Source organism: Bradyrhizobium sp. BWA-3-5, from assembly GCF_032917985.1.
In the GTDB taxonomy this organism is placed as follows: Bacteria; Pseudomonadota; Alphaproteobacteria; order Rhizobiales; family Xanthobacteraceae; genus Bradyrhizobium.
In genome coordinates, this window is sequence record NZ_CP136626.1 from 3,242,903 (window position 1) to 3,262,672 (window position 19,770).

The window sequence follows — 19,770 nt, forward strand, 5'->3', positions numbered from 1 at the left end:
TTAGCCATGTCACGTGTTGGCAAAAAGCCTGTGGCGATCCCGTCCGGTGTGACGGCGACCGTCGAAGGGCAGACCGTCAAGGTGAAGGGCCCGAAGGGCCAGCTGCAGTTCGTCGTGCATGACGACGTCGAGGTGAAGTTCGAGAGCGGTGCGGTCAAGGTTGCGCCGAAGTTCAAGACCAACCGCGCCCAGGCCATGTACGGCACCGCGCGCGCCCAGGTCGCGAACCTCGTCGAGGGCGTCACCAAGGGTTTTGAGAAGAAGCTCGAGATCACCGGCGTCGGCTACCGCGCCGCAATGCAGGGCAAGAACCTGCAACTCGCGCTCGGCTACAGCCACGACGTCGTCTACGCGATCCCGGAAGGCATCACCATCGCGGTGCCGAAGCCGACCGAGATCACGATTACGGGCACCGATTCCCAGCGCGTCGGGCAGGTCGCCGCCGAGATCCGCGCCTACCGTCCGCCGGAGCCCTATAAGGGCAAGGGCGTGAAGTACGCCAACGAATTCATCTTCCGCAAGGAAGGCAAGAAGAAGTAACGGAGCCGGTCATGTCACTGAAGGTCACGAATGCCCGGCGCAAGCAGCGCGTGCGCAACGCGCTGCGCCGGTCCGCCAATGGACGCCCGCGGCTGTCGGTGTTCCGTTCGTCGAAGCACATCTACGCCCAGGTCATCGACGACCAGAAGGGCGAAACGCTGGCTTCGGCCTCGTCGCTGGAAAAGACCATGCGCGAGAGCGGCAACACGGGCGCCAACATCGATGCGGCCAAGGCCGTCGGCAAGCTGCTGGCGGAACGCGCCGTGAAGAACGGCGTCAAGGAAGTGGTGTTCGATCGCGGCCAGTATCTCTATCACGGGCGCGTCAAGGCGCTTGCCGATGCGGCCCGCGAGAGCGGACTGAGCTTCTAACGAACCGGTTTTTGGACATTTACGAGGACAGGGGCTTTCTTCCCCTAAAGATTGGAAAACACCATGGCAGGTGAACGCGAACGCGGCGGACGCGAACGGAGCAGGGATCGCGAGGAGCGCGACAGCGAGTTCGTCGACAAGCTCGTCCACATCAATCGCGTGGCGAAGGTCGTCAAGGGCGGCAAGCGCTTCGGCTTTGCGGCGCTGGTCGTGATCGGCGACCAGAAGGGCCGGGTTGGTTTCGGCCACGGCAAGGCGCGCGAAGTTCCGGAAGCGATCCGCAAGGCGACCGAGTCGGCGAAGCGCAACCTGACGCGGGTGGCACTGCGCGAAGGCCGCACGCTGCATCACGACATCGCCGGCCGCCACGGCGCCGGCCGTGTCTATCTGCGTGCCGCTCCGGCCGGCACCGGCATCATCGCCGGCGGCCCGATGCGCGCGGTGTTCGAAACGCTCGGCATCCAGGACGTGGTGGCGAAGTCGATCGGCTCGTCGAATCCCTACAACATGGTTCGCGCGACCTTCGACGCGCTGAAGCATCAGGATTCGCCGCGTTCGGTGGCCGCGCGCCGCAACATCAAGGTGTCCACCCTGCAGTCGCGCCGCGTTGGCGGCGACGCTGAAGCGGTGGCTGAATAACCGGCGCTTCCAACGCGCTTTTTGGAGTTAAGACGATGGCCAAGGCCGCAAAGACGATCAAGGTCGAGCAGACCGGCAGCGCGATCCGCCGCCACCACTCGCAGCGTTCGACGCTGATCGGCCTCAAGCTCAACAAGATCGGCCGGGTTGCCGAGCTTCCGGATACGCCGGAAGTTCGCGGCATGATCACCAAGGTCCAGCATCTCGTCCGCGTCGTCGGCGAGAAGTAAGTCAGATTAAGTGAGAGCGTGATCCCGAAAAGCGGGAACCGGTTTCCGGTCAAGGTCATGCTCAAAGGATAAGGACGCTAACGATGAAGCTCAGCGATATCGCCGACAATCCGGGCTCGCGCAAGAAGCGCATGCGCGTCGGCCGCGGCATCGGTTCCGGCAAGGGCAAGCAGTCCGGCCGCGGCGGCAAGGGCCAGACCGCGCGTTCGGGCGTGCGCATCAAGGGTTTTGAGGGTGGCCAGATGCCGATGCATCGCCGCCTGCCGAAGCGTGGTTTCAACAACATCTTCCGGCTCGAATTCGCCGAGATCAATCTCGATCGCCTGCAGGACGCGATCGACGCCAAGCTGATCGACGCCAAGGAAACCGTGACCGCCGAATCGCTGGTCAAGGCTGGCGTGATCCGCCGCGCTAAGGACGGCGTGCGGCTGCTCGGCCGCGGCGAACTCAAGGCCAAGCTGGCGATCGAGGTGTACGGCGCCTCGAAATCCGCGGTTGCCGCGGTCGAGAAGGCCGGCGGCACGGTCAAGATCCTGGCTCCGGTTAAGGAAGAAGGCGAGGCGGCGTAACATCTGCGTCATTGCCCGCAAATGGGCAGGCGATCCGCACCGCGGGATGATGGACTTATCGAAGCCGAGCACCAAATAATGTCCGGCGTCTGCCGATAGCCCCGGATGGGGCCTCGGCCTCGGAGGCGACGGGAGAAAGCCTGAACATGGTCTCAGCAGCAGAACAACTGGCCGCCAACCTCAATTTCGGCGCTCTGGCGAAGGCCGACGAACTGAAGAAGCGCATCTGGTTTACGCTGGGTGCGCTGCTTGTTTATCGGCTGGGCACCTATATCCCGCTGCCCGGCATCGATCCCGCGATCTGGGAACAGGTCTTCAAGTCGCAGGCCGGCGGTATTCTCGGCATGTTCAACATGTTCGCCGGCGGTGGCATCCACCGCATGGCGATCTTTGCGCTGAACATCATGCCGTACATCTCGGCATCGATCATCATTCAGCTCCTGACCACGGTCTCGCCGCAGCTCGAAGCGCTGAAGAAGGAAGGCGAGGCCGGCCGCAAGACGCTGAACCAGTACACCCGCTATCTGACGGTGATCCTTGCCGCATTCCAGTCCTACGGCATCGCCGTCGGCCTGCAGGGCGCCGGCAACGTCGTCAGCGATCCCGGCGTGTTCTTCCTGCTTTCCACCACGATCACGCTGACCGGCGGCACCATGTTCCTGATGTGGCTGGGCGAGCAGATCACCTCGCGTGGCATCGGCAACGGCATCTCGCTGATCATTCTGGCCGGCATCGTGGCCGAGCTGCCTTCAGCCTTGGCCAATATGCTGGAACTGGGCCGCCAGGGCGCGCTGTCAACCGGCCTGATCCTGATCGTCATCGTGATGGCGGTCGCCGTGATCGCCTTCATTGTGTTCATGGAGCGTGCGCAGCGCCGGCTGCTGATCCAGTATCCGAAGCGTCAGGTCGGCAACAAGATGTTCGAGGGCCAGTCCTCGCATCTGCCGCTCAAGCTCAACACCTCGGGCGTGATTCCGCCGATCTTCGCCTCGTCGCTGCTGCTGCTGCCGGCGACGGTCGCGAACTTCAACGCCGGCAAGGGACCGGAATGGTTCCAGTGGCTCAACACCCAGCTCAGCCACGGCCGGCCGCTGTTTCTGTTCCTGTATCTGGCGCTGATCGTGTTCTTCGCCTTCTTCTATACGGCGATCGTGTTCAACCCGACCGAGACCGCCGACAATCTGAAGAAGCACGGCGGCTTCATTCCCGGCATTCGTCCGGGTGAGCGCACGGCCGAATATATCGATTACGTGCTGTCGCGCGTCACCGTGCTCGGCGCGATCTATCTGGCGATCGTCTGTCTGATTCCCGAGATCCTGATCTCCTATGCGTCGGTGCCGTTCTATTTCGGTGGCACGTCGCTTCTGATCGTCGTCAGCGTGACCATGGATACGGTGGCGCAGGTGCAGGGTTATCTGCTCGCCCATCAGTACGAAGGACTGATCAGGAAGTCCAAGCTGAGGGGCCGCCGCCGCTGATCAGCGGGCACGCACGGTCTGAAATTTCAATAACAAGGTGTGCGGCGTTTCGCTCACCAAGCGCCGGGGGGCGAATAGTCATGAGATTGATCCTTTTGGGACCGCCGGGGTCGGGGAAGGGCACCCAGGCGCACCGGCTGGTGCAGCGCTACGGAATCGTGCAGCTCTCGACCGGCGAGATGCTGCGTGCGGCCGTGGCCGCCGAGACGCCGGTCGGGCTGAAGGCCAAGGACCTCATGGCCAATGGCCAGCTGGTTCCTGACGAGGTCGTAGTCGGCATCATCTCCGACCGCATCGACCAGCCCGACGCCGCCAAGGGCTTCGTGCTCGACGGATTCCCGCGGACGGTGCCGCAGGCCGAGGCGCTCGACGAACTCCTGAAGAAGAAGCATCTCCGGCTCGATGCGGTGGTCGAACTGCGCGTCAACGAGAGCGCGCTGCTGCAGCGTGTCGAAACCCGCGTCGCCGAGATGCGCGCGCGCGGCGAAGAGGTGCGTGTCGACGACACGCCGGAGGTGCTGACCAAGCGGCTTGCCGCCTACCGGTCGCAGACCGAGCCGCTGATCCACTACTATTCGGAGCGGCGCAAGCTCGCGACCGTCGACGGGATGATGACCATCGAGCAGGTGACGCGCGAGATTAACCGGATCCTGTCTGCCGTCGGCGCGCTGGAACCCAAGGCGGCGCCGGCCCGGAAGGCCAAGGAGGTCGCCAGAAAGACCGGCAAGCCTGCGGCTAAAAAGGCCGCCAAACCGGCCAAAAAGGCCCGTAAAGCCGCTAAATCGACCCCCACGGGGGCCAGGAAGTCCGTCAAGAAAGCCAGCCGAGCGGCTGCGGTGGCCAAGGGGCGGGGTGCCGGAAAGGCCAGGAAGGCGGCCAAAAGGGCTGCCCCAAAGGCTGCCAAAAAAGTCACGAAAAAGCGAGCTAAACGCTAGAATCGGTTGACGAAACCCGTTTGAATCCCTTAATAAGCCCCGCATCCAGATCGGATAGTTTTCAGACGATGCCGGGCCCCGGGAAACCAAGGGGTTAGGGCGTCGTGTTCGCGTTTGTGGACACCTGCCCGAGCTAGAGCATGATCCCGGAAAGTGGGTACCGGTTTTCGGAAAAGATCATGCTCAACCAAAGACAAGGCGTGCGAGCGCCTTAAACGAAATTTCCGGCCGGATGGCCGGCGACAGGAGAGAATTCCGTGGCCCGTATTGCCGGCGTCAATATCCCGACCAACAAGCGCGTTCTGATCGCGCTTCAGTACATCCATGGCATCGGCCAGAAGAACGCCGCCGACATCATGGACAAGGTAAAGATCCCGCTGGATCGTCGCGTCAGCCAGCTGAGCGACCAGGAAGTCCTGCAAATCCGCGAAGTGATCGACCGCGATTATCTCGTCGAAGGCGACCTTCGCCGTGAGACCGGCATCAACATCAAGCGCCTGATGGACCTCGGCTGCTATCGCGGCCTGCGTCATCGCCGTGGCCTGCCGGTGCGCGGCCAGCGCACCCACACCAATGCGCGCACGCGCAAGGGCCCGGCCAAGGCAATTGCCGGCAAGAAGAAGTAAGTTTCGCGAATAGCTGATAGCGAGTGGCGAATAGTTCTATTCGCTACTGGCCGTCAGCCACTCGCTTTTTTTCGGTGTAGCCGCTGGCAGTACGGCGGCGTTTGAGATCACAGGAAGGTTTTAGGATAATGGGCAAGGAAGCCACCCGCGTACGCCGCCGCGAACGCAAGAACATCGCCTCCGGCATCGCGCACGTGAATTCGTCGTTCAATAACACGACCATCACCATCACCGACGCGCAGGGCAACACCATCGCCTGGTCGTCGGCCGGCACGATGGGCTTCAAGGGCTCGCGCAAGTCGACCCCCTATGCCGCACAGGTCGCGGCCGAAGACGTTTCCAAGAAGGCGCAGGAACACGGCATGCGCACGCTGGAAGTGGAAGTTGCCGGCCCCGGTTCGGGCCGCGAATCGGCGCTTCGCGCGCTGCAGGCGGCGGGCTTCACCGTGACGTCGATCCGCGACGTCACCACGATCCCGCACAATGGTTGCCGTCCGCGCAAGCGCCGGCGGGTTTGATGTTCGATTGCGGGCGGTCCTGCCGCCCGCAATTGTTTTTGGAATTTTCCGCGGACTGATCCGCGATCTCCAACGCCAGTGATCGGACCACCATCGACTGGCCCATGGGTGACAAAGTGACGATCCAGAAAAATTGGCAAGAACTGATTCGACCGAACAAGCTGCAGGTGACGGCGGGCTCCGACGCGAGCCGGTTTGCCACCGTCGTCGCCGAGCCGCTTGAGCGCGGTTTCGGTCAGACGCTCGGTAACGCGCTGCGCCGCATCCTGCTGTCGTCGCTGCAGGGCGCCGCGGTGCAGTCGGTGCACATCGACGGCGTGCTGCACGAGTTCTCCTCGATCGCGGGCGTTCGCGAGGACGTCACCGACATCGTGCTCAACATCAAGGACATCTCGATCAAGATGCAGGGCGAAGGCCCCAAACGCATGGTCGTGAAGAAGTCGGGCCCGGGCGTCGTCACCGCCGGCGACATCCAGACCGTCGGCGACATCGTCGTGCTCAATCCCGATCTGCAGCTCTGCACGCTGGACGAGGGCGCGGAAATCCGCATGGAGTTCACGGTCGCCGCCGGCAAGGGCTATGTCGCCGCCGAACGCAACCGTCCCGAGGATGCCCCGATCGGCCTGATCCCGGTCGACAGCCTGTTCTCCCCCGTGCGCAAGGTCTCCTACAAGGTCGAGAACACCCGCGAGGGCCAGATACTCGACTACGATAAGCTGACCATGACGATCGAGACCAACGGCGCGATCACCCCGGAGGACGCGGTGGCCTATGCCGCCCGCATCCTGCAGGATCAGCTCAACGTGTTCGTGAACTTCGAAGAGCCGCGCAAGGAAGTCGCGCAGGAGATCATCCCGGATCTCGCCTTCAACCCGGCCTTCCTCAAGAAGGTGGACGAGCTCGAGCTGTCGGTGCGTTCGGCCAACTGCCTGAAGAACGACAACATCGTCTATATCGGCGACCTCGTGCAGAAGAGCGAAGCGGAAATGCTCCGCACCCCGAACTTCGGCCGCAAGTCGCTGAACGAGATCAAGGAAGTGCTGGCCCAGATGGGTCTGCATCTCGGCATGGAAGTGCCGGGCTGGCCGCCGGAGAACATCGACGAGCTGGCCAAGCGCTTCGAGGATCACTACTGAGCATTCGTCATTCCGGACGTCGCGAAAGCGGCGATCACAGATGCGCAATTGCGCATCGGGGAATCTCGAGATTCCGGGTTAGATGCTTTGCATCGCCCCGGAATGACTGGGCGAACGCAGGAAGCCCACCTGTATACTTGTCGCTGAACCACCGCGACAGAATTGAAGAAGGAATAGTCCAATGCGTCACGGCAAGGTTCACCGCAAGCTCAACCGCACCGCCGAGCATCGCCGCGCGATGTTCGCCAACATGTGCGCCGCGCTGATCAAGCACGAGCAGATCGTCACCACGCTGCCGAAGGCCAAGGAGCTCCGCCCGATCGTGGAGAAGCTCGTCACCCTCGGCAAGAAGGGTGGTCTCTCCATGCGCCGCCAGGCGATCTCCGAGATGCGCGACAAGGACCAGGTCAAGAAGCTGTTCGACACGCTGGCGCCGCGCTACAAGGACCGCCAGGGCGGCTACACCCGCATCATCAAGGCCGGCTTCCGCTATGGCGACAACGCCCCGATGGCCGTGATCGAGTTCGTCGACCGCGACGTCGACGCCAAGGGCCAGGATTCCGGCCCGGTGCAGGAAAAGGCGGCCGAGGAAGCGGCGTAAGCCTTTCGGATCGGTTCAGTCAAAAGCGGCGCTTCGGCGCCGCTTTTTTGTTGGCAGGCGCACCCCGCGCCGTCATCACTGCGTGATGACATAGGAACCGCGCCGGCCACCAAGCGTTGACGTTCCATGAGCAGAGCTTTCGTCAAGGAAACCGCGGACGTCGAGGATCTGCCTGACCGGCCGATCTCCGATCTTCCGAATGACGTCACGGCTGAAGGTCTGGACCGGATCGAGCAGGCGTTGGCCGCTGCCGAGGCGAACCAGGCTGCGGCGCAATCCGCCGGGGATAGCGCGGCCTTGGCCAGCGCTCGCCGCGATCTGCGTTACTGGAGTGCGCGCCGCGCCACGGCGAGGGTCGCCCCCGAACCCGCGGACAATTCGGTCGTGCGGCTCGGCCACACCGTCACCATCGTGCGCGAGGATGACCGCCGGCAGACCTTCCGCATCGTCGGCGAGGATGAAGCGGATCCTGCACGCGGCACGATCTCGCACGCCTCGCCGCTGGCGCGCGCGCTGTTCGGCAAGTCGATCGGCGACGTCGTCGCCATCGCCGGAGGTGAGGCGGAGATCCTGGAAATCCGGTGATCTGCAACAGCCATCCGGCGAGGTGAGGATGTCGGCCTATGTCATTTCCGAAATCGATCACGTGCGCGATCCGGCAGCGTTCGAGCTCTACCGGACGGCCGCAGCGAAAACGATCGCGGCATATGGCGGGCGCTATCTGATCCGTGGCGGCGCAGCACGTTTGATCGAAGGCCGCCTGCCGCCGACAACCATCATCGTCGTCGAATTTCCGACGATGGAGCGTTTGCGCGAGTGGTACGGCTCGGCGGAATATGCGGAGGCGTTGAAGCTGCGGCAGGCTGCGTTCGACCGGCGGCTGATCTTCGTCGCTGGGATTGCGCCTGCCTGAGCTTTGCAACGAAATATCGCTGTCATGGCGCGCCACGGCAGTATCGTTTGCATGTTCAACGCGTTACAGCGCGCAATTCTGGCCGGAACAAGAGGCTGGAAAATCTGTTTCCTCGAAGGCCGCGCTGATGCGGTTTGAGGAGAAAGCAGATGAAGAAGCTGTTCATGATTGCGGCGGCCGCGTCGCTGGTTGCGACGATGGCCAGCGCGCAGACGACCATTACCACCGAGACCACGACCGGTGCTGCCGGCACCGCGGTTCGGATCGAGCCGGAATACCGCACGAGGATCAAGAGCTACGTGACCGAGCACAAGATCCGCCCGGTCGAAACACGCGAACGGATCGTGGTTGGCGCCAAGGTGCCGACCGACGTCGAGCTCGAGGCGGTGCCTTCGGATTGGGGTCCGTCGGTGACGAAATATCGCTATGTCTATTCGAACAACCGCGTGATGCTGGTCGATCCCGCCACGCGTACCGTGGTGCATGAGATCGATTGAGGCATTCTCTGTCGCTCCATGCAAAAAGGGCCGCCATTTCCGGCGGCCCTTTTCATTTGTAAACGTCACCAGTGATGCCAGTGACGTCGATGATAGAAGCGCGGACCGTAGAACCGCGGGCCGCCATAATAGGCGTAAGCGGGCCGAATCACGCGGCGGTAGCGAACGACGGGATAGTAGGGTTCGCTGTAATAGCCGCCGTAATAGGCCGGCGCATAGCCGCCATAGTACCCGCCGTAATAGTCGGGATACCCGCCGTAATATCCGTAACCCGGACCATAGGCGTAGGCGTTCGAAGCCAGTCCGCCAATCACCGCGCCGGCGAGCAATCCACCAGCCAGGGCGCCGCCCCAGCCCCAGCCGCCACCGCGCCAGTGGGCTTCCGCTGGCGAAGGTGCTGTTACTGCCGTCAAGCCCAGGACCGCTGCCGCAGCCAAAGCCAAAGGTGCTTTCCTCATGAACAACTCCTTTCCGTAGTCAGACAGTCGCTAAACACTTTCGGGTGAAGTTCGTTTCTCAGGGCGCTCGCCGCCAAAAGCGTCACTGCCAAATTTAACTTTGATGAACATGTGTTCAGGACGGTGCGTAAGCCGAGGGCCATCCATGCCGACTAGAATCGTCAAATTCCCAGCACTTTGGAACTCAAGGCTGCGTGAGCCGGGCTGATCTGGCTGCGGCGAAATCGCCGGGTGCGCCTTTCGTCGAATTTTCGCCGCACCTACGGGCACCCGCACGCGAAGCTGGCGAGCGACGGCGCTTTCGGTGCCATGCCAGTGCGGATTGACGGGGAGCAGGAAGCGGTCGAGCTCGCGTTGCGCAAGATCGAGCGCGGCGCGCGCGCCGGCGGGGTCGGTGGCGGCTTAAATCGGCGAAGATGCCTCGCGACAAGCGCCTCAGTCGAAGTCGCGAAAACCCGGACGCGACGACATCGGCGGCTGACGGCCCAGCCAGGCGAGATCAGGAACAGGGCGGGCGGTGTCGGGGTTGGCGGCCAGCAGCGTCTCTATCTCACGGGCCACCGCCAGCGTTGCAACATCGCCGCCCCGCGGGCCGATCACCTGAATGCCGAACGGCATGCCGGCGCCATCGCGGCCCGCCGGGATCGCGACCGTGGGATGGCCGACATTGGTGACGGCATAGGCCATCGCCAGCCAGTGGAAATATGATTTTGTCGGCTTGCCGTCGATAACGGCTGGGTAAAGCTCTGACCACGGCCGCGGGCTGATCGTGATCGCCGGCGCGAGAACGAAATCATGCACGCCGAAGAAGCTCTGCCAGCGGCGATACATCTCGGTCTGCATCGACAGCGCGCGCGCCACGTCGAGCGCCGAATAGCCGAGCCCCTCGGCGACGTTGTCGCGGATATTGGGGCCGACCTTGTCCGGATGCTTTTCTGCCAGGTCCTTGTGCCGGCCGAGGAAAGCGACGGCGCGCAGCACCGCGAACACCTCATCGGCGTTGCTGCAGTCAGGGTGGGTCCATTCGACGCCGCGGAAGGCCGATCCAAATGTAGCGAGCTTCGATCTGAAGGCGTCGGCGACCACGCGCTCGGTTGGCGCAAAGCCGAAGTCGGTTGTCGCGGCGATGCGCAGATTGCCGAGATCGCTTCGCGGCGGATCGCGATAGGCTGCCGCATCGGGCGTGCCACCGGCATGCAGGATCGCCGACAGCGGATCGCGCGCGTCGCGGTCCAGCATGCAGGACAGCATCAGGCAGGCGTCCGATACGTTTCTCGCCATCGGCCCGAGCTGCGAGATCTGCAGCCAAGCCATGTTGCGGCTGTTGCTGGCGATCAGGCCGGGCGAGGGCCGGAAGCCGACCACGCCGCAGAACGCGGCGGGATTTCTGACCGAACCGCCGGTATCCGAGCCGGTCGCCAGCGGCACCATGCCGGTGGCGAGCGCCACCGCCGATCCGCCGGATGAGCCGGCGCCCGAGCGCTCGGGATCGAACGGATTGCCGGTGGCGCCATGCAGCGCGTTGCGGGTGTTGCCGCCGGCGCCCCATTCGGGGACGTTTGTCTTGCCGACGACGATGGCGCCGGCGCGTTTGAGCATCGCGACGATCGCCTCATCCGCCGCAGCGATATTGTCGGCAAACAGCACGCTGCCGAAACTGGTCGGCAGCCCCTTGGCGTCGATCAGGTCCTTGACGGCGAGCGGGAGCCCGTGCAGCGGCCCGAGATCGTCGCCGCGCATCATCGCGGCTTCGCTCTCCTGCGCCGCCTCGCGCGCCGTATCGAACGAGCGCGCGACGATCGCATTGACGGCGGGATCGATCGCCTCGATACGCCCGATGCAACTGTCCATGAGTTCGACCGGCGAAAGCTTGCGCTCGCCGATCAGCGCCCGCGCCGTGACGGCGGGCAGATCGCACGGCTCTGTCATGCCAGGCCTATTCTTCCTTGATCCCGGCGGCCTGTGCCAACTCCTTCATCTCGGCGGTTTCCTTGGCGATGAAGCCAGGCCAGTCCGAATAGCGCTTGAAGCCCGGTTCATACCCGACCTTCTGGAAGCGCTCGATCACCGAAGGGCTCGCGATCGCCTCTTCCAGCATCGAGGCGAGCCGGTCGCGAATGGCTGTCGGGGTCCCCTTGGGCACGACGACGGTGCCCCAGGAGACAAGGTCGATGTTGGGATAGCCGAGTTCGGCGAGCGTCGGAACGTCGGGAAGGAACTGCGAGCGCTTGGCGGAGAACACCGCGAGGGGGCGAACGGTGCCGGCTTCGATCTGCGGCCTGATCGCGATCACGGTATCGACGTGATATTCGATGTGCTTGCCGATCAAATCGTTCATCGCCGGCGCGCTGCCGCGATAGGGCAGGTGCACCATCTTGATGCCGGCGCTCGATTTGAACAGCTCGCCGGCAAAATGCGAAATGGTCGCCACGCCGAAGGACGCCAGCGAGAGCTTGTCGGGATTGGCCTTGGCCGCCGCGACCAGCGCTGCAACGTCCTTGATCGGATTGTCGCGATGGGTGACCAGCACCATCGTGATCGTGCCGGTCTGGGCGATCGGCTCGAAATCCTTGGCGCTGTCATAGGGCACGTTCTCCTTCACCGCATTCTGCAAGGTGAAGGTCGAATTCGAGCTGGAGAACAGGGTGTATCCATCGGGAGCCGCGATCGCGACCTCCTTGGCGGCGATCGTGGTGCCGCCGCCGGGGCGATTGATCACGATCACGGGTTTGCCGAGGCGCGCCTCGAGCTCCCCGGCAACGATGCGCCCGACCACGTCGGAGGCGCCGCCGGCTGGGAAGGGTACGATGAGCTGAAGCGGCTTTTCGGGGTAGTTGGCTTGCGCCGCTGCAATCGACGGACACGCCGCCACACAGGCCGACGCAATCGCGGCCGCCAGAAACTTACGCACCATATCGAAACAGGCCTCCTGTCTTCAAAATCCACGGCAATTCGCGCCGGGGTTTTGCCGACAGGCTATCCCGGATCGATGGCAACAGGGTTCCCTGAATCGACTTCGCGATCAACCCTGTTTATTGGGCACCATCGCCCCGCTTGTTGGGCACTACCATCCCTCCAGCACGATCTTGCCGCGCGACTTGCCGCTTTCCAAAAGCGCATGCGCCCGTTTCAGGTTGGCGGCGTTGATGGTGCCAAACGTCTGGTCGAGCGTGGTGCGCAACACATCCTTGTCGAGAAGGTCGGATACGTCGTTGAGCAAATGATGCTGGGCGATCATGTCAGGCGTCTGGAACGAGGAGCGCGTGAACATCGATTCCCAGTGCACAGAGATGGCCTTGCCCTTGAAGGCGGACATCGTGAATTCCGGGGGATCGTCGATCAGGCCGAACCTGCCCTGCGGCGCCATGAACTCGGCTATCGCCTTGTAGTGCTGGTCGGTGAAGGTGAGGCTGGCGACAAGCGCGACCGGCGGCAGCTTCAGCTTCTCGATCTGCTCCTTCATCGGCTTGCCATGGTCGATCACGGCATGGGCGCCGAGATCGAGGCACCATTTTTGCGATTCGGGGCGCGTGGCGGTGGCGACCACGGTGAGGCCGGTGAGGCGGCGGGCAAGCTGGATCAGGATCGAGCCTACACCGCCGGCACCGCCGGTGATCAATAGGGTGCGTGGATCGAGGCTCTTGCCGGGCACGGCGCCGAGCCGGTCGAACAGCAACTCCCAGGCGGTGATCGAGGTCAGCGGCAGGGCAGCGGCCTGCGCGAAGGACAGCGATTTCGGCTTACGGCCAACGATGCGCTCGTCGACCAGGTGATATTCCGCATTGGTGCCCTGGCGCAGGATCGAGCCGGCGTAAAACACTTCGTCGCCCGGCTTGAACAGGGTGACGTCGGCGCCGACGGCATCGACGACGCCGGCTGCATCATAGCCCAGAATCTTGGTCTCGCCCTCGGGCGGGGCGGCGCGCTTGCGGACCTTGTAATCGACCGGGTTGGCGGAGATCGCTCTTACGGCGACGCGGATGTCGCGACCGTCCGGTTCCGGCTTTGGGGCCTCGAAATCGATCAGCGCGTTGACGTCCTCGATGGGGAGCGATTTGCGATATCCGACGGCCTTCATGCGAGCCTCCTTGTGGATGAGTTCGTTTCCTACCTGTCCCGCTGGCATCCACTTGGCAAGTACTGTAAATTCAGGGAACTAGTCCCCGTTTGGATACTATTGGGAAAATCCCGGAAAAATCTCATGAAGCGGCGAAATTTTGCCCGTCGGCCGGGCTGTGCGGTGGAAGCCACGCTCGACCTGATCGACGGCAAGTGGAAGGGCGTGATCCTGTTTCATCTTTTGGCCGGCACCCAGCGTTTTGGGGAGTTGCGGCGCCGGATGCCCGGGATTACCCAGCGCATGCTGACCAAGCAGCTCCGCGCGCTCGAGGAGGATGGACTGGTGATCCGCAAGGTCTACGCCGAGGTACCGCCACGGGTCGAATATACGCTGTCCGAGGTCGGCGCGAGCCTGCGTCCCGTCATCGAGACGCTCAGGGCTTGGGGCGAGGGCCACCAGGAACGGCTATCCTGTGGGCCGGCGTCGGATACCAACAAAGCGTCCGATCGCGCCGCGTAGAAGCCGTTATTGTGTACCGCTTTATCTTCTATCGTTGCCGCCCCGCATCTATATGTGTGGCGCTGAATCCCAAGGTTTTCGAGATGAATTTGATCCGTTCCGCCGTCCTGTTGCTGGCTTTCGTCGTCGTTGCAACGCCGGCCCTGGCGCAGGACCGCCGCGTGCCGTCGTCGGGCGCCGAGCTGCGGCTGTCCTATGCGCCGATCGTGCAGCGCGCGCAGCCGGCCGTGGTGAACGTGTATGCCGCCAAGACGGTGCAGAACCGCAATCCGCTGCTGGACGACCCGATCTTCCGCCGCTTCTTCGGCGTGCCCGGCCAGCAGCCCGAGCAGATGCAGCGCTCGCTCGGCTCCGGCGTGATGGTCGACCCGGCCGGGCTCGTCGTCACCAACAATCACGTCATCGAGGGCGCCGATCAGGTCAAGATCTCGCTTGCCGACAAGCGCGAGTTCGAGGCCGAGATCGTGCTCAAGGACAGCCGGACCGATCTGGCGGTGCTGCGCGTCAAGGATGGCAGGGAGAAATTTGCGACGCTGGACTTCGCCAATTCCGACGAACTTCTGGTCGGCGACGTCGTGCTCGCGATCGGCAACCCCTTCGGTGTCGGCCAGACCGTGACCCATGGCATCGTCTCGGCGCTGGCGCGCACCCAGGTCGGCATCACCGATTACCAGTTCTTCATCCAGACCGATGCCGCGATCAACCCCGGCAATTCTGGCGGCGCATTGGTCGACATGACCGGCAAGCTGGTCGGCATCAACACCGCGATCTTCTCGCGCTCCGGCGGCTCGCAAGGTATCGGCTTTGCGATCCCGGCCAACATGGTGCGCGTGGTCGTGGCCTCCGCCAAGAGCGGCGGCAAGGCAGTGAAGCGGCCATGGCTCGGGGCCAAGCTGCAGGCGGTAACGCCCGAGATCGCCGAGACGCTGGGGCTGAAGCTGCCGAACGGTGCCCTGGTTGCCAATGTGTCACCGAACAGCCCGGCGGCCCGCGCCGGCCTCAAGCCGTCGGACCTGATCACCGCGGTCGAAAGCCAGACGATCGACGATCCGAACGCGTTCGACTACCGCTTCGCCACAAGGCCGCTCGGCGGCGCGGCGCAGATCGACGTGCAGCGCAGCGGCAAGACGGTGAAGCTGACGGTGCCGCTGGAGACCGCGCCCGACACCAACCGCGAAGAGATCGTGCTCACGGGACGCTCGCCGTTCCAGGGCGCCAAGGTCGCCAACATCTCGCCGGCGGTTGCCGACGAGTTGCGCCTGGATTCGCAGACCGAGGGCGTCGTCGTGATCGACCTCGCCGACGGCGGCACGGCGGCCAGTGTTGGCTTCCAGAAGGGCGACATCATCCTGGCCGTCAATAACCAGAAGATCGCCAAGACAAGCGATCTCGACAAGGTATCGAGGGCCGGCTCCAGACTCTGGCGCATCGTCGTGGTGCGCGGCGGCCAGCAGATCAACGTGACGTTGGGCGGATGAGTCCGAAGCAGCCCCGCGAAGCGCCTAACCTCTTTGCCGCGGCAGGGATGGAAGAGGATGCGCCGCGTCCGCTTCCCGATCGGCTGCGGCCGCGTTCGCTCGCCGATGTCGTCGGGCAGGATCACATCCTCGGCCCCGACGGCGCGCTGACGCGGATGCTGGAGACGCGCACGCTGGGCTCGCTGGTGTTCTGGGGACCGCCCGGCACCGGCAAGACCACGGTGGCGCGGTTGCTGGCCGATGCCACTGAGCTGCATTTCGAGCAGATTTCCGCGGTGTTTTCCGGCGTCGCCGACCTCAAGAAGGTGTTCGACGCGGCGCGGGCCCGGCGCGAGATGGGCAAGGGCACGCTATTGTTCGTCGACGAGGTGCACCGATTCAACCGCGCGCAGCAGGATTCGTTTCTGCCCGTGATGGAGGACGGCACCGTGGTGCTGGTCGGCGCCACCACGGAAAATCCGTCCTTCGAGCTCAACGCCGCGCTTCTGTCGCGCGCCCGGGTGCTGGTATTCCATTCGCTTGATGCCGCCGCGATCGAAAAGCTCTATGCCCATGCCGAAAAGATCGAGGGCCGAAAGCTTCCGCTCGATGCCGAGGCGCGCGCCGTGCTGGTGCGCATGGCCGATGGCGATGGCCGCGCCGCGCTGACCTTGGCCGAAGAAGTCTGGCGCGCCGCGCGCAAGGGCGAGATCTTCAATGCCGCGCAGCTGCAGGAGATCCTGCAGCGCCGCGCCCCAATCTACGACAAATCCGCCGATGGTCATTACAACCTGATCTCGGCGCTGCATAAGTCGGTGCGCGGCTCCGATCCGGATGCGGCGCTGTATTATCTGGCGCGGATGCTGGATGCCGGCGAGGACCCGCTGTTCCTGGCGCGCCGCGTGGTGCGGATGGCGGTCGAGGATATCGGCCTTGCCGACCCGCAGGCGCTGGTGATCTGCAATGCGGCCAAGGATGCCTTCGACTTCCTCGGCCATCCCGAGGGTGAGCTTGCGATCGCGCAGGCCGTGATCTATCTCGCCACCGCGCCGAAATCGAACGCCGCCTACATGGCCTTTGGCGCGGCGATGCGGACGGCGAAGGAGGGCGGTTCGCTGTTGCCGCCGAAGCATATTCTCAATTCGCCGACCAAGCTGATGAAATCGGAAGGCTATGGCGCCGGCTACGAATACGATCACGACGCGCCGGACGCCTTTTCCGGGCAGGACTATTTTCCGGAAGCGCTGGGGCGGCAGACCTTTTACGATCCGCCGGACCGCGGCTTCGAGCGGGAAATCCGCAAGCGGCTGGATTATTGGGCCAAGCTGCGCAGGGAACGAGGCCAGCAAGAATGAAATGTCTAGTGAAGCATTTTGGCCGGATCACCGGAGCAGCCGCCTTCGTCGCGGCAATGGCGCTGCCTGCCGCTGCTGAGACTGTCGAGGTGGCACCCGGCGTGCAGGTGACGAAGCGGAGTTACAAGGCGCCGACCAACGAGCAGCCGTTCTTTGGATTTGCCGACAAGAACGCGGAAGACAAGGCGGGCGACGAGAAATTCGTCAGCGCCATCGTGGCTGCGACCGGCAGCCGCGAGAAGGCGTTCCAGGAAATCACCATGCGCGCCTGGCGGGCGCTCAACACCGGCAAGATCCACGAGGCCGCGCTGCGGTTCAACCAGGCATTCCTGATTTCACCGGCCGAGAGCGCCGTCTATCACGGCTTTGCCGTGGTCGCGCAATTCCGCTTCAACGACTTTGAAGCATCGGATGAGTTGTTCAAGATCGCGCTCAAGCAGCCCGATCCGGTGAAGGCGCTGCGCGCCGACTACGGCCGCATGCTCTTGATCGCCAAGCGCCCGCGTGACGCCGAGCCGGTGCTGGAGCAGGCGGTCAAGGATGCGCCGGAATTCGGCGATGCCTGGACCAACCTCGCAGTAGCGCGTTTCCAGAACGGCAATGCTCCCGCCGCCTGCCTTGCGGTGGAGGAGGCTTTCAAGCGCCGTCCGACCAACAATTCCAGCCAGGACCTGATGACGGTGAAGAACCTCGCGCAGTGCAAATAGCTGCCGTCTACTTGTTCGCTACTATCCGGACGCCGCCGAGCTCGCGTTGTTGAACGAGGTCGACAAATCGAATGTAGGACTCGTGAAATGCATCGTGTCCCACGGGTGTTCCGGATTGCCTCGCTTCCTCGCGCAGCCGGCGGTACATGGCGAGCCGTTCTTTGAGTATCGGCCTCCATTCCTCCGTCAAGTCAGTGACCGAAAGCACCTTCAAACCGACGCCCTCGACCAGGTGCCGGTAGTCCGGAATCGAACGGAGCGGTTGAATTGCCATCCCGTCCCACATCAGTTCCGTGTCGGCGGCTGCGAGCGGTTGATTGGCGACCCAATCAGTGAAGGCCAGTCGGCCGCCTGGCTTCAGAATGCGTCGGGCTTCCGCCAGCGCCCTCTTCACATCCGGGACGTGACAGAATGATTCCTGGCTGACGATCGCATCGACGCTCGCATCGGCCAGTGGAGCGTCCATCACGTTGCCCTCAACGATCCGCGCCGTCTCCTGAAGGCCGACCATCTCCGTCAGCTCTTGCGCGCCTGCAGCGCGCACAGGCGTGAATTCGACACCGGTAACGTCGGCTCCGTATTTGTGTGCGAGATAGCGTACGGTCCCGCCAAGACCGGCGCAAAAGTCGGCGACGGCCGTTCCGGGACCGATCTGCGCCGCTCGCGCCAGTTCGTCCGTGGCGTTGAGACCACCATAGTGGTCCTGGTCGTGGGCATACAGGTCTTCCGGGCGCAGGTTGTCGAGATGACCGCGGCTTGCGCGCAGTTTGGCGACGATGATATCGCGCGAGATAGGATGACGATTATAGAAATAGAACAATTGCGAGGAGGTGTCGTTCATCAGGCCGGCTCCAAAGTTCCAGATAAACGGCCTGAAGATGACGCCGCTGCGAAGCGCCAATGTCAGTAAGTAGATTCCTGTGACCTCAGGCTACAGTCCGAAGATCATATCAAGTCAGGCGGGGGCGATGCTAGGGTCCGCTAGCGGCTATCCTTGCCGAGGATGAGATCGATCGTGTGCCCGGCGATCTTGCGCAATTGGGCCTCATCGCCGAACGCGCGCTCAAGCACCGCCAATCCACGCGTGACGGTCGCGACGTGCAATGCCGCGACCTCCGGCGATCCGCTGAACTCGCCACGCTTCTTGCCCTCGGAAAACGCGTCCTCGATGAGAGCGGTGGCGCGCGCCACCAGATCCGCAAAAGCCTGCCGCGCATTCTCGTCCAGGCCTTCGCCTTCGCCCGATGCCAACTCCATCAGCCCGCGCGTCGTCGGACATCCGCGGGGCGGGGAGCCGGAACGAAAATTCCTGATCGTGACGTCGAACAGCGCGGTGAGCCGCTCGCGCAACGTGCCCGAGCCAAGTGCCTTTTGAAGCGTGGCAAGATATTTGCTCGCGTAGCGCTCATAGGCGCATAGAAAGAGCGCTTCCTTGCTGCCGAAAGCGTTGTAGAGGCTGCCGCGCTGGACGCCAGCGTCGCGCGCGATATCCGATAGCGACGTGCCGCGCACGCCCTTGCGCCAGAACTGCTCGAACGCGATCCGCAGGACGTCGTCATGGTCAAACTCGCGCGGCCTCAAATCTCGCTCCTTCGTGCCAAACAGTCCTGACGCTTGTCGGATAATATTTGACAAGGCGTCAAAAATTGTTTTTGATATCGTGTCAAAAACTATTGGTAGCTCATTTCGCACCTGAAGTGAATCACCCGCGCGAGAGCCCGTCGCGCGGAATGCGAAAGGATTCGCGATGCCGCTCATTCATATCTCGCTACATTCGGGAAAGCCGGAAGCCTACCGGCAGGCGATCTTCGACGGACTCTACCGCGCAATGCGCGAGGCGCTCCACGTCCCCGAAGACGACCAGTTCATGACCATCACCGAGCATGATGCGGCGAACTTCCGCTACGGCAACGCCTTCGGCGTCAAGCGCAGCGACGATCTCGTCTACATCCAGATCACCGTGTTTGACACCCGTACATCAGAGCAGAAGCACGCGCTGTTCCGGCGGATCGCGCAACTGCTCGGCGAACGTCCTGGCATCCGGCCGGAGGACATATTCGTGAACATCCTCGCTTCTGCGAAAGAGAACTGGTCCGTAGGCCACGGCGTCGCGCAATTCGTGTGATGGTGCGCATCGGCTTTCTCCCATCATTTCCGGGGG

Annotated in this window: 25 protein-coding genes; 19 read left to right on the top strand and 6 right to left on the bottom strand. The window is 63.4% G+C overall.

Annotated elements, in window-relative coordinates; translation table 11 throughout:
- Positions 1-6 precede the first annotated feature (6 nt).
- The 14 genes from rplF (at position 7) to RX331_RS15555 (ending at position 9,053) form a co-directional block, all read left to right on the top strand.
- Positions 7-540, top strand: coding sequence for a 50S ribosomal protein L6 (gene rplF / locus RX331_RS15490; protein WP_317257350.1), 534 nt, complete (start codon positions 7-9; stop codon positions 538-540).
- A gap of 11 nt (positions 541-551) precedes the next feature.
- Complete coding sequence (gene rplR / locus RX331_RS15495) at positions 552-911, top strand: 50S ribosomal protein L18 (RefSeq protein WP_317257351.1); 360 nt, start codon at positions 552-554, stop codon at positions 909-911.
- Positions 912-974: 63 nt separating this feature from the next.
- Positions 975-1,550: a 30S ribosomal protein S5 gene (rpsE, locus tag RX331_RS15500; RefSeq protein WP_029081759.1), complete on the top strand. Its 576-nt coding sequence runs from the start codon at positions 975-977 to the stop codon at positions 1,548-1,550.
- A 35-nt stretch (positions 1,551-1,585) separates the two neighbouring features.
- Positions 1,586-1,780: a 50S ribosomal protein L30 gene (gene rpmD, locus RX331_RS15505; RefSeq protein WP_283034130.1), complete on the top strand. Its 195-nt coding sequence runs from the start codon at positions 1,586-1,588 to the stop codon at positions 1,778-1,780.
- An 83-nt stretch (positions 1,781-1,863) separates the two neighbouring features.
- Positions 1,864-2,349, top strand: a complete 486-nt coding sequence (rplO, locus tag RX331_RS15510; protein WP_317257352.1) for a 50S ribosomal protein L15 — start codon at positions 1,864-1,866, stop codon at positions 2,347-2,349.
- 146 nt (positions 2,350-2,495) lie between these two features.
- Complete coding sequence (secY, locus tag RX331_RS15515; RefSeq protein ID WP_317257353.1) at positions 2,496-3,827, top strand: preprotein translocase subunit SecY; 1,332 nt, start codon at positions 2,496-2,498, stop codon at positions 3,825-3,827.
- Positions 3,828-3,907: 80 nt separating this feature from the next.
- Positions 3,908-4,762, top strand: a complete 855-nt coding sequence (locus RX331_RS15520; RefSeq protein ID WP_317257354.1) for an adenylate kinase — start codon at positions 3,908-3,910, stop codon at positions 4,760-4,762.
- Between the two features lie 257 nt (positions 4,763-5,019).
- Positions 5,020-5,388: a 30S ribosomal protein S13 gene (rpsM, locus tag RX331_RS15525; protein ID WP_283034134.1), complete on the top strand. Its 369-nt coding sequence runs from the start codon at positions 5,020-5,022 to the stop codon at positions 5,386-5,388.
- 128 nt (positions 5,389-5,516) lie between these two features.
- On the top strand, positions 5,517-5,906 hold the full coding sequence (gene rpsK / locus RX331_RS15530; RefSeq protein ID WP_006021048.1) for a 30S ribosomal protein S11: 390 nt from the start codon (positions 5,517-5,519) through the stop codon (positions 5,904-5,906).
- A 104-nt stretch (positions 5,907-6,010) separates the two neighbouring features.
- Complete coding sequence (locus RX331_RS15535; RefSeq protein ID WP_283034135.1) at positions 6,011-7,042, top strand: DNA-directed RNA polymerase subunit alpha; 1,032 nt, start codon at positions 6,011-6,013, stop codon at positions 7,040-7,042.
- Between the two features lie 181 nt (positions 7,043-7,223).
- On the top strand, positions 7,224-7,643 hold the full coding sequence (gene rplQ / locus RX331_RS15540) for a 50S ribosomal protein L17 (RefSeq protein ID WP_317257355.1): 420 nt from the start codon (positions 7,224-7,226) through the stop codon (positions 7,641-7,643).
- A gap of 126 nt (positions 7,644-7,769) precedes the next feature.
- Entirely contained in the window at positions 7,770-8,228 is a 459-nt protein-coding gene (gene greA / locus RX331_RS15545) for a transcription elongation factor GreA (RefSeq protein WP_317257356.1), read from the top strand.
- Between the two features lie 28 nt (positions 8,229-8,256).
- Positions 8,257-8,556, top strand: coding sequence for a DUF1330 domain-containing protein (locus RX331_RS15550; RefSeq protein ID WP_317257357.1), 300 nt, complete (start codon positions 8,257-8,259; stop codon positions 8,554-8,556).
- A 149-nt stretch (positions 8,557-8,705) separates the two neighbouring features.
- A complete protein-coding gene (locus RX331_RS15555) occupies positions 8,706-9,053 on the top strand; it encodes a DUF1236 domain-containing protein (protein WP_317257358.1) in 348 nt (115 codons plus the stop codon).
- Positions 9,054-9,118: 65 nt separating this feature from the next.
- On the opposite strand, the gene RX331_RS15560 is transcribed toward RX331_RS15555, so the two are convergent.
- The 4 genes from RX331_RS15560 to RX331_RS15575 all read right to left on the bottom strand — a co-directional run bounded on the left by RX331_RS15560 (position 9,119) and on the right by RX331_RS15575 (position 13,589).
- Positions 9,119-9,511 carry a hypothetical protein gene (locus RX331_RS15560; protein WP_317257359.1) on the bottom strand — a complete coding sequence of 131 codons (393 nt, stop codon included), beginning with the start codon at positions 9,509-9,511 and terminating at the stop codon, positions 9,119-9,121.
- 435 nt (positions 9,512-9,946) lie between these two features.
- Positions 9,947-11,440, bottom strand: a complete 1,494-nt coding sequence (locus RX331_RS15565) for an amidase (protein WP_317257360.1) — start codon at positions 11,438-11,440, stop codon at positions 9,947-9,949.
- Between the two features lie 7 nt (positions 11,441-11,447).
- Positions 11,448-12,425: a tripartite tricarboxylate transporter substrate binding protein gene (locus RX331_RS15570; protein WP_317257361.1), complete on the bottom strand. Its 978-nt coding sequence runs from the start codon at positions 12,423-12,425 to the stop codon at positions 11,448-11,450.
- A 150-nt stretch (positions 12,426-12,575) separates the two neighbouring features.
- Complete coding sequence (locus RX331_RS15575; RefSeq protein WP_317257362.1) at positions 12,576-13,589, bottom strand: zinc-binding alcohol dehydrogenase family protein; 1,014 nt, start codon at positions 13,587-13,589, stop codon at positions 12,576-12,578.
- 123 nt (positions 13,590-13,712) lie between these two features.
- Between RX331_RS15575 and RX331_RS15580 the strand changes: the two genes are divergently transcribed.
- The 4 genes from RX331_RS15580 to RX331_RS15595 all read left to right on the top strand — a co-directional run bounded on the left by RX331_RS15580 (position 13,713) and on the right by RX331_RS15595 (position 17,609).
- Positions 13,713-14,090 carry a helix-turn-helix domain-containing protein gene (locus RX331_RS15580; protein ID WP_317257363.1) on the top strand — a complete coding sequence of 126 codons (378 nt, stop codon included), beginning with the start codon at positions 13,713-13,715 and terminating at the stop codon, positions 14,088-14,090.
- Positions 14,091-14,173: 83 nt separating this feature from the next.
- Positions 14,174-15,568, top strand: a complete 1,395-nt coding sequence (locus RX331_RS15585; protein WP_317257364.1) for a DegQ family serine endoprotease — start codon at positions 14,174-14,176, stop codon at positions 15,566-15,568.
- Positions 15,565-16,902: a replication-associated recombination protein A gene (locus RX331_RS15590; protein ID WP_317257365.1), complete on the top strand. Its 1,338-nt coding sequence runs from the start codon at positions 15,565-15,567 to the stop codon at positions 16,900-16,902. Before RX331_RS15585 ends, RX331_RS15590 begins: the two co-directional genes overlap by 4 nt.
- A gap of 8 nt (positions 16,903-16,910) precedes the next feature.
- Positions 16,911-17,609, top strand: coding sequence for a tetratricopeptide repeat protein (locus RX331_RS15595; protein ID WP_317257366.1), 699 nt, complete (start codon positions 16,911-16,913; stop codon positions 17,607-17,609).
- Positions 17,610-17,616: 7 nt separating this feature from the next.
- Here the strand turns inward: RX331_RS15595 and RX331_RS15600 are convergent, their stop codons facing one another.
- Together RX331_RS15600 and RX331_RS15605 are read right to left on the bottom strand one after the other, a co-directional pair.
- The gene (locus tag RX331_RS15600) at positions 17,617-18,450 is read right to left on the bottom strand and encodes a class I SAM-dependent methyltransferase (protein WP_317257367.1); all 834 of its coding nucleotides are present in this window, start codon (positions 18,448-18,450) and stop codon (positions 17,617-17,619) included.
- A 140-nt stretch (positions 18,451-18,590) separates the two neighbouring features.
- A complete protein-coding gene (locus RX331_RS15605; protein ID WP_317257368.1) occupies positions 18,591-19,190 on the bottom strand; it encodes a TetR/AcrR family transcriptional regulator in 600 nt (199 codons plus the stop codon).
- 166 nt (positions 19,191-19,356) lie between these two features.
- On the opposite strand from RX331_RS15605, the gene RX331_RS15610 reads away from it, so the two are divergent.
- Positions 19,357-19,734: a tautomerase family protein gene (locus RX331_RS15610; protein WP_317257369.1), complete on the top strand. Its 378-nt coding sequence runs from the start codon at positions 19,357-19,359 to the stop codon at positions 19,732-19,734.
- The last annotated feature ends 36 nt before the right edge of the window (positions 19,735-19,770 follow it).

Excerpts from the sequence above, each read along its gene's own strand:
- rplQ (WP_317257355.1), top strand. The coding sequence starts at position 7,224 with ATGCGTCACGGCAAGGTTCACCGCAAGCTCAACCGCACCGCCGAGCAT.
- RX331_RS15560 (WP_317257359.1), bottom strand. The coding sequence starts at position 9,511 with ATGAGGAAAGCACCTTTGGCTTTGGCTGCGGCAGCGGTCCTGGGCTTG.
- rpmD (WP_283034130.1), top strand. The coding sequence starts at position 1,586 with ATGGCCAAGGCCGCAAAGACGATCAAGGTCGAGCAGACCGGCAGCGCG.
- RX331_RS15585 (WP_317257364.1), top strand. The coding sequence starts at position 14,174 with ATGAATTTGATCCGTTCCGCCGTCCTGTTGCTGGCTTTCGTCGTCGTT.
- RX331_RS15575 (WP_317257362.1), bottom strand. The coding sequence starts at position 13,589 with ATGAAGGCCGTCGGATATCGCAAATCGCTCCCCATCGAGGACGTCAAC.
- RX331_RS15555 (WP_317257358.1), top strand. The coding sequence starts at position 8,706 with ATGAAGAAGCTGTTCATGATTGCGGCGGCCGCGTCGCTGGTTGCGACG.
- RX331_RS15610 (WP_317257369.1), top strand. The coding sequence starts at position 19,357 with ATGCCGCTCATTCATATCTCGCTACATTCGGGAAAGCCGGAAGCCTAC.
- rpsE (WP_029081759.1), top strand. The coding sequence starts at position 975 with ATGGCAGGTGAACGCGAACGCGGCGGACGCGAACGGAGCAGGGATCGC.
- RX331_RS15590 (WP_317257365.1), top strand. The coding sequence starts at position 15,565 with ATGAGTCCGAAGCAGCCCCGCGAAGCGCCTAACCTCTTTGCCGCGGCA.
- rplR (WP_317257351.1), top strand. The coding sequence starts at position 552 with ATGTCACTGAAGGTCACGAATGCCCGGCGCAAGCAGCGCGTGCGCAAC.
- RX331_RS15565 (WP_317257360.1), bottom strand. The coding sequence starts at position 11,440 with ATGACAGAGCCGTGCGATCTGCCCGCCGTCACGGCGCGGGCGCTGATC.
- RX331_RS15520 (WP_317257354.1), top strand. The coding sequence starts at position 3,908 with ATGAGATTGATCCTTTTGGGACCGCCGGGGTCGGGGAAGGGCACCCAG.
- rpsK (WP_006021048.1), top strand. The coding sequence starts at position 5,517 with ATGGGCAAGGAAGCCACCCGCGTACGCCGCCGCGAACGCAAGAACATC.
- secY (WP_317257353.1), top strand. The coding sequence starts at position 2,496 with ATGGTCTCAGCAGCAGAACAACTGGCCGCCAACCTCAATTTCGGCGCT.
- RX331_RS15550 (WP_317257357.1), top strand. The coding sequence starts at position 8,257 with ATGTCGGCCTATGTCATTTCCGAAATCGATCACGTGCGCGATCCGGCA.
- RX331_RS15535 (WP_283034135.1), top strand. The coding sequence starts at position 6,011 with ATGGGTGACAAAGTGACGATCCAGAAAAATTGGCAAGAACTGATTCGA.
- rplO (WP_317257352.1), top strand. The coding sequence starts at position 1,864 with ATGAAGCTCAGCGATATCGCCGACAATCCGGGCTCGCGCAAGAAGCGC.
- rplF (WP_317257350.1), top strand. The coding sequence starts at position 7 with ATGTCACGTGTTGGCAAAAAGCCTGTGGCGATCCCGTCCGGTGTGACG.
- RX331_RS15580 (WP_317257363.1), top strand. The coding sequence starts at position 13,713 with ATGAAGCGGCGAAATTTTGCCCGTCGGCCGGGCTGTGCGGTGGAAGCC.
- RX331_RS15600 (WP_317257367.1), bottom strand. The coding sequence starts at position 18,450 with ATGAACGACACCTCCTCGCAATTGTTCTATTTCTATAATCGTCATCCT.
- greA (WP_317257356.1), top strand. The coding sequence starts at position 7,770 with ATGAGCAGAGCTTTCGTCAAGGAAACCGCGGACGTCGAGGATCTGCCT.
- RX331_RS15570 (WP_317257361.1), bottom strand. The coding sequence starts at position 12,425 with ATGGTGCGTAAGTTTCTGGCGGCCGCGATTGCGTCGGCCTGTGTGGCG.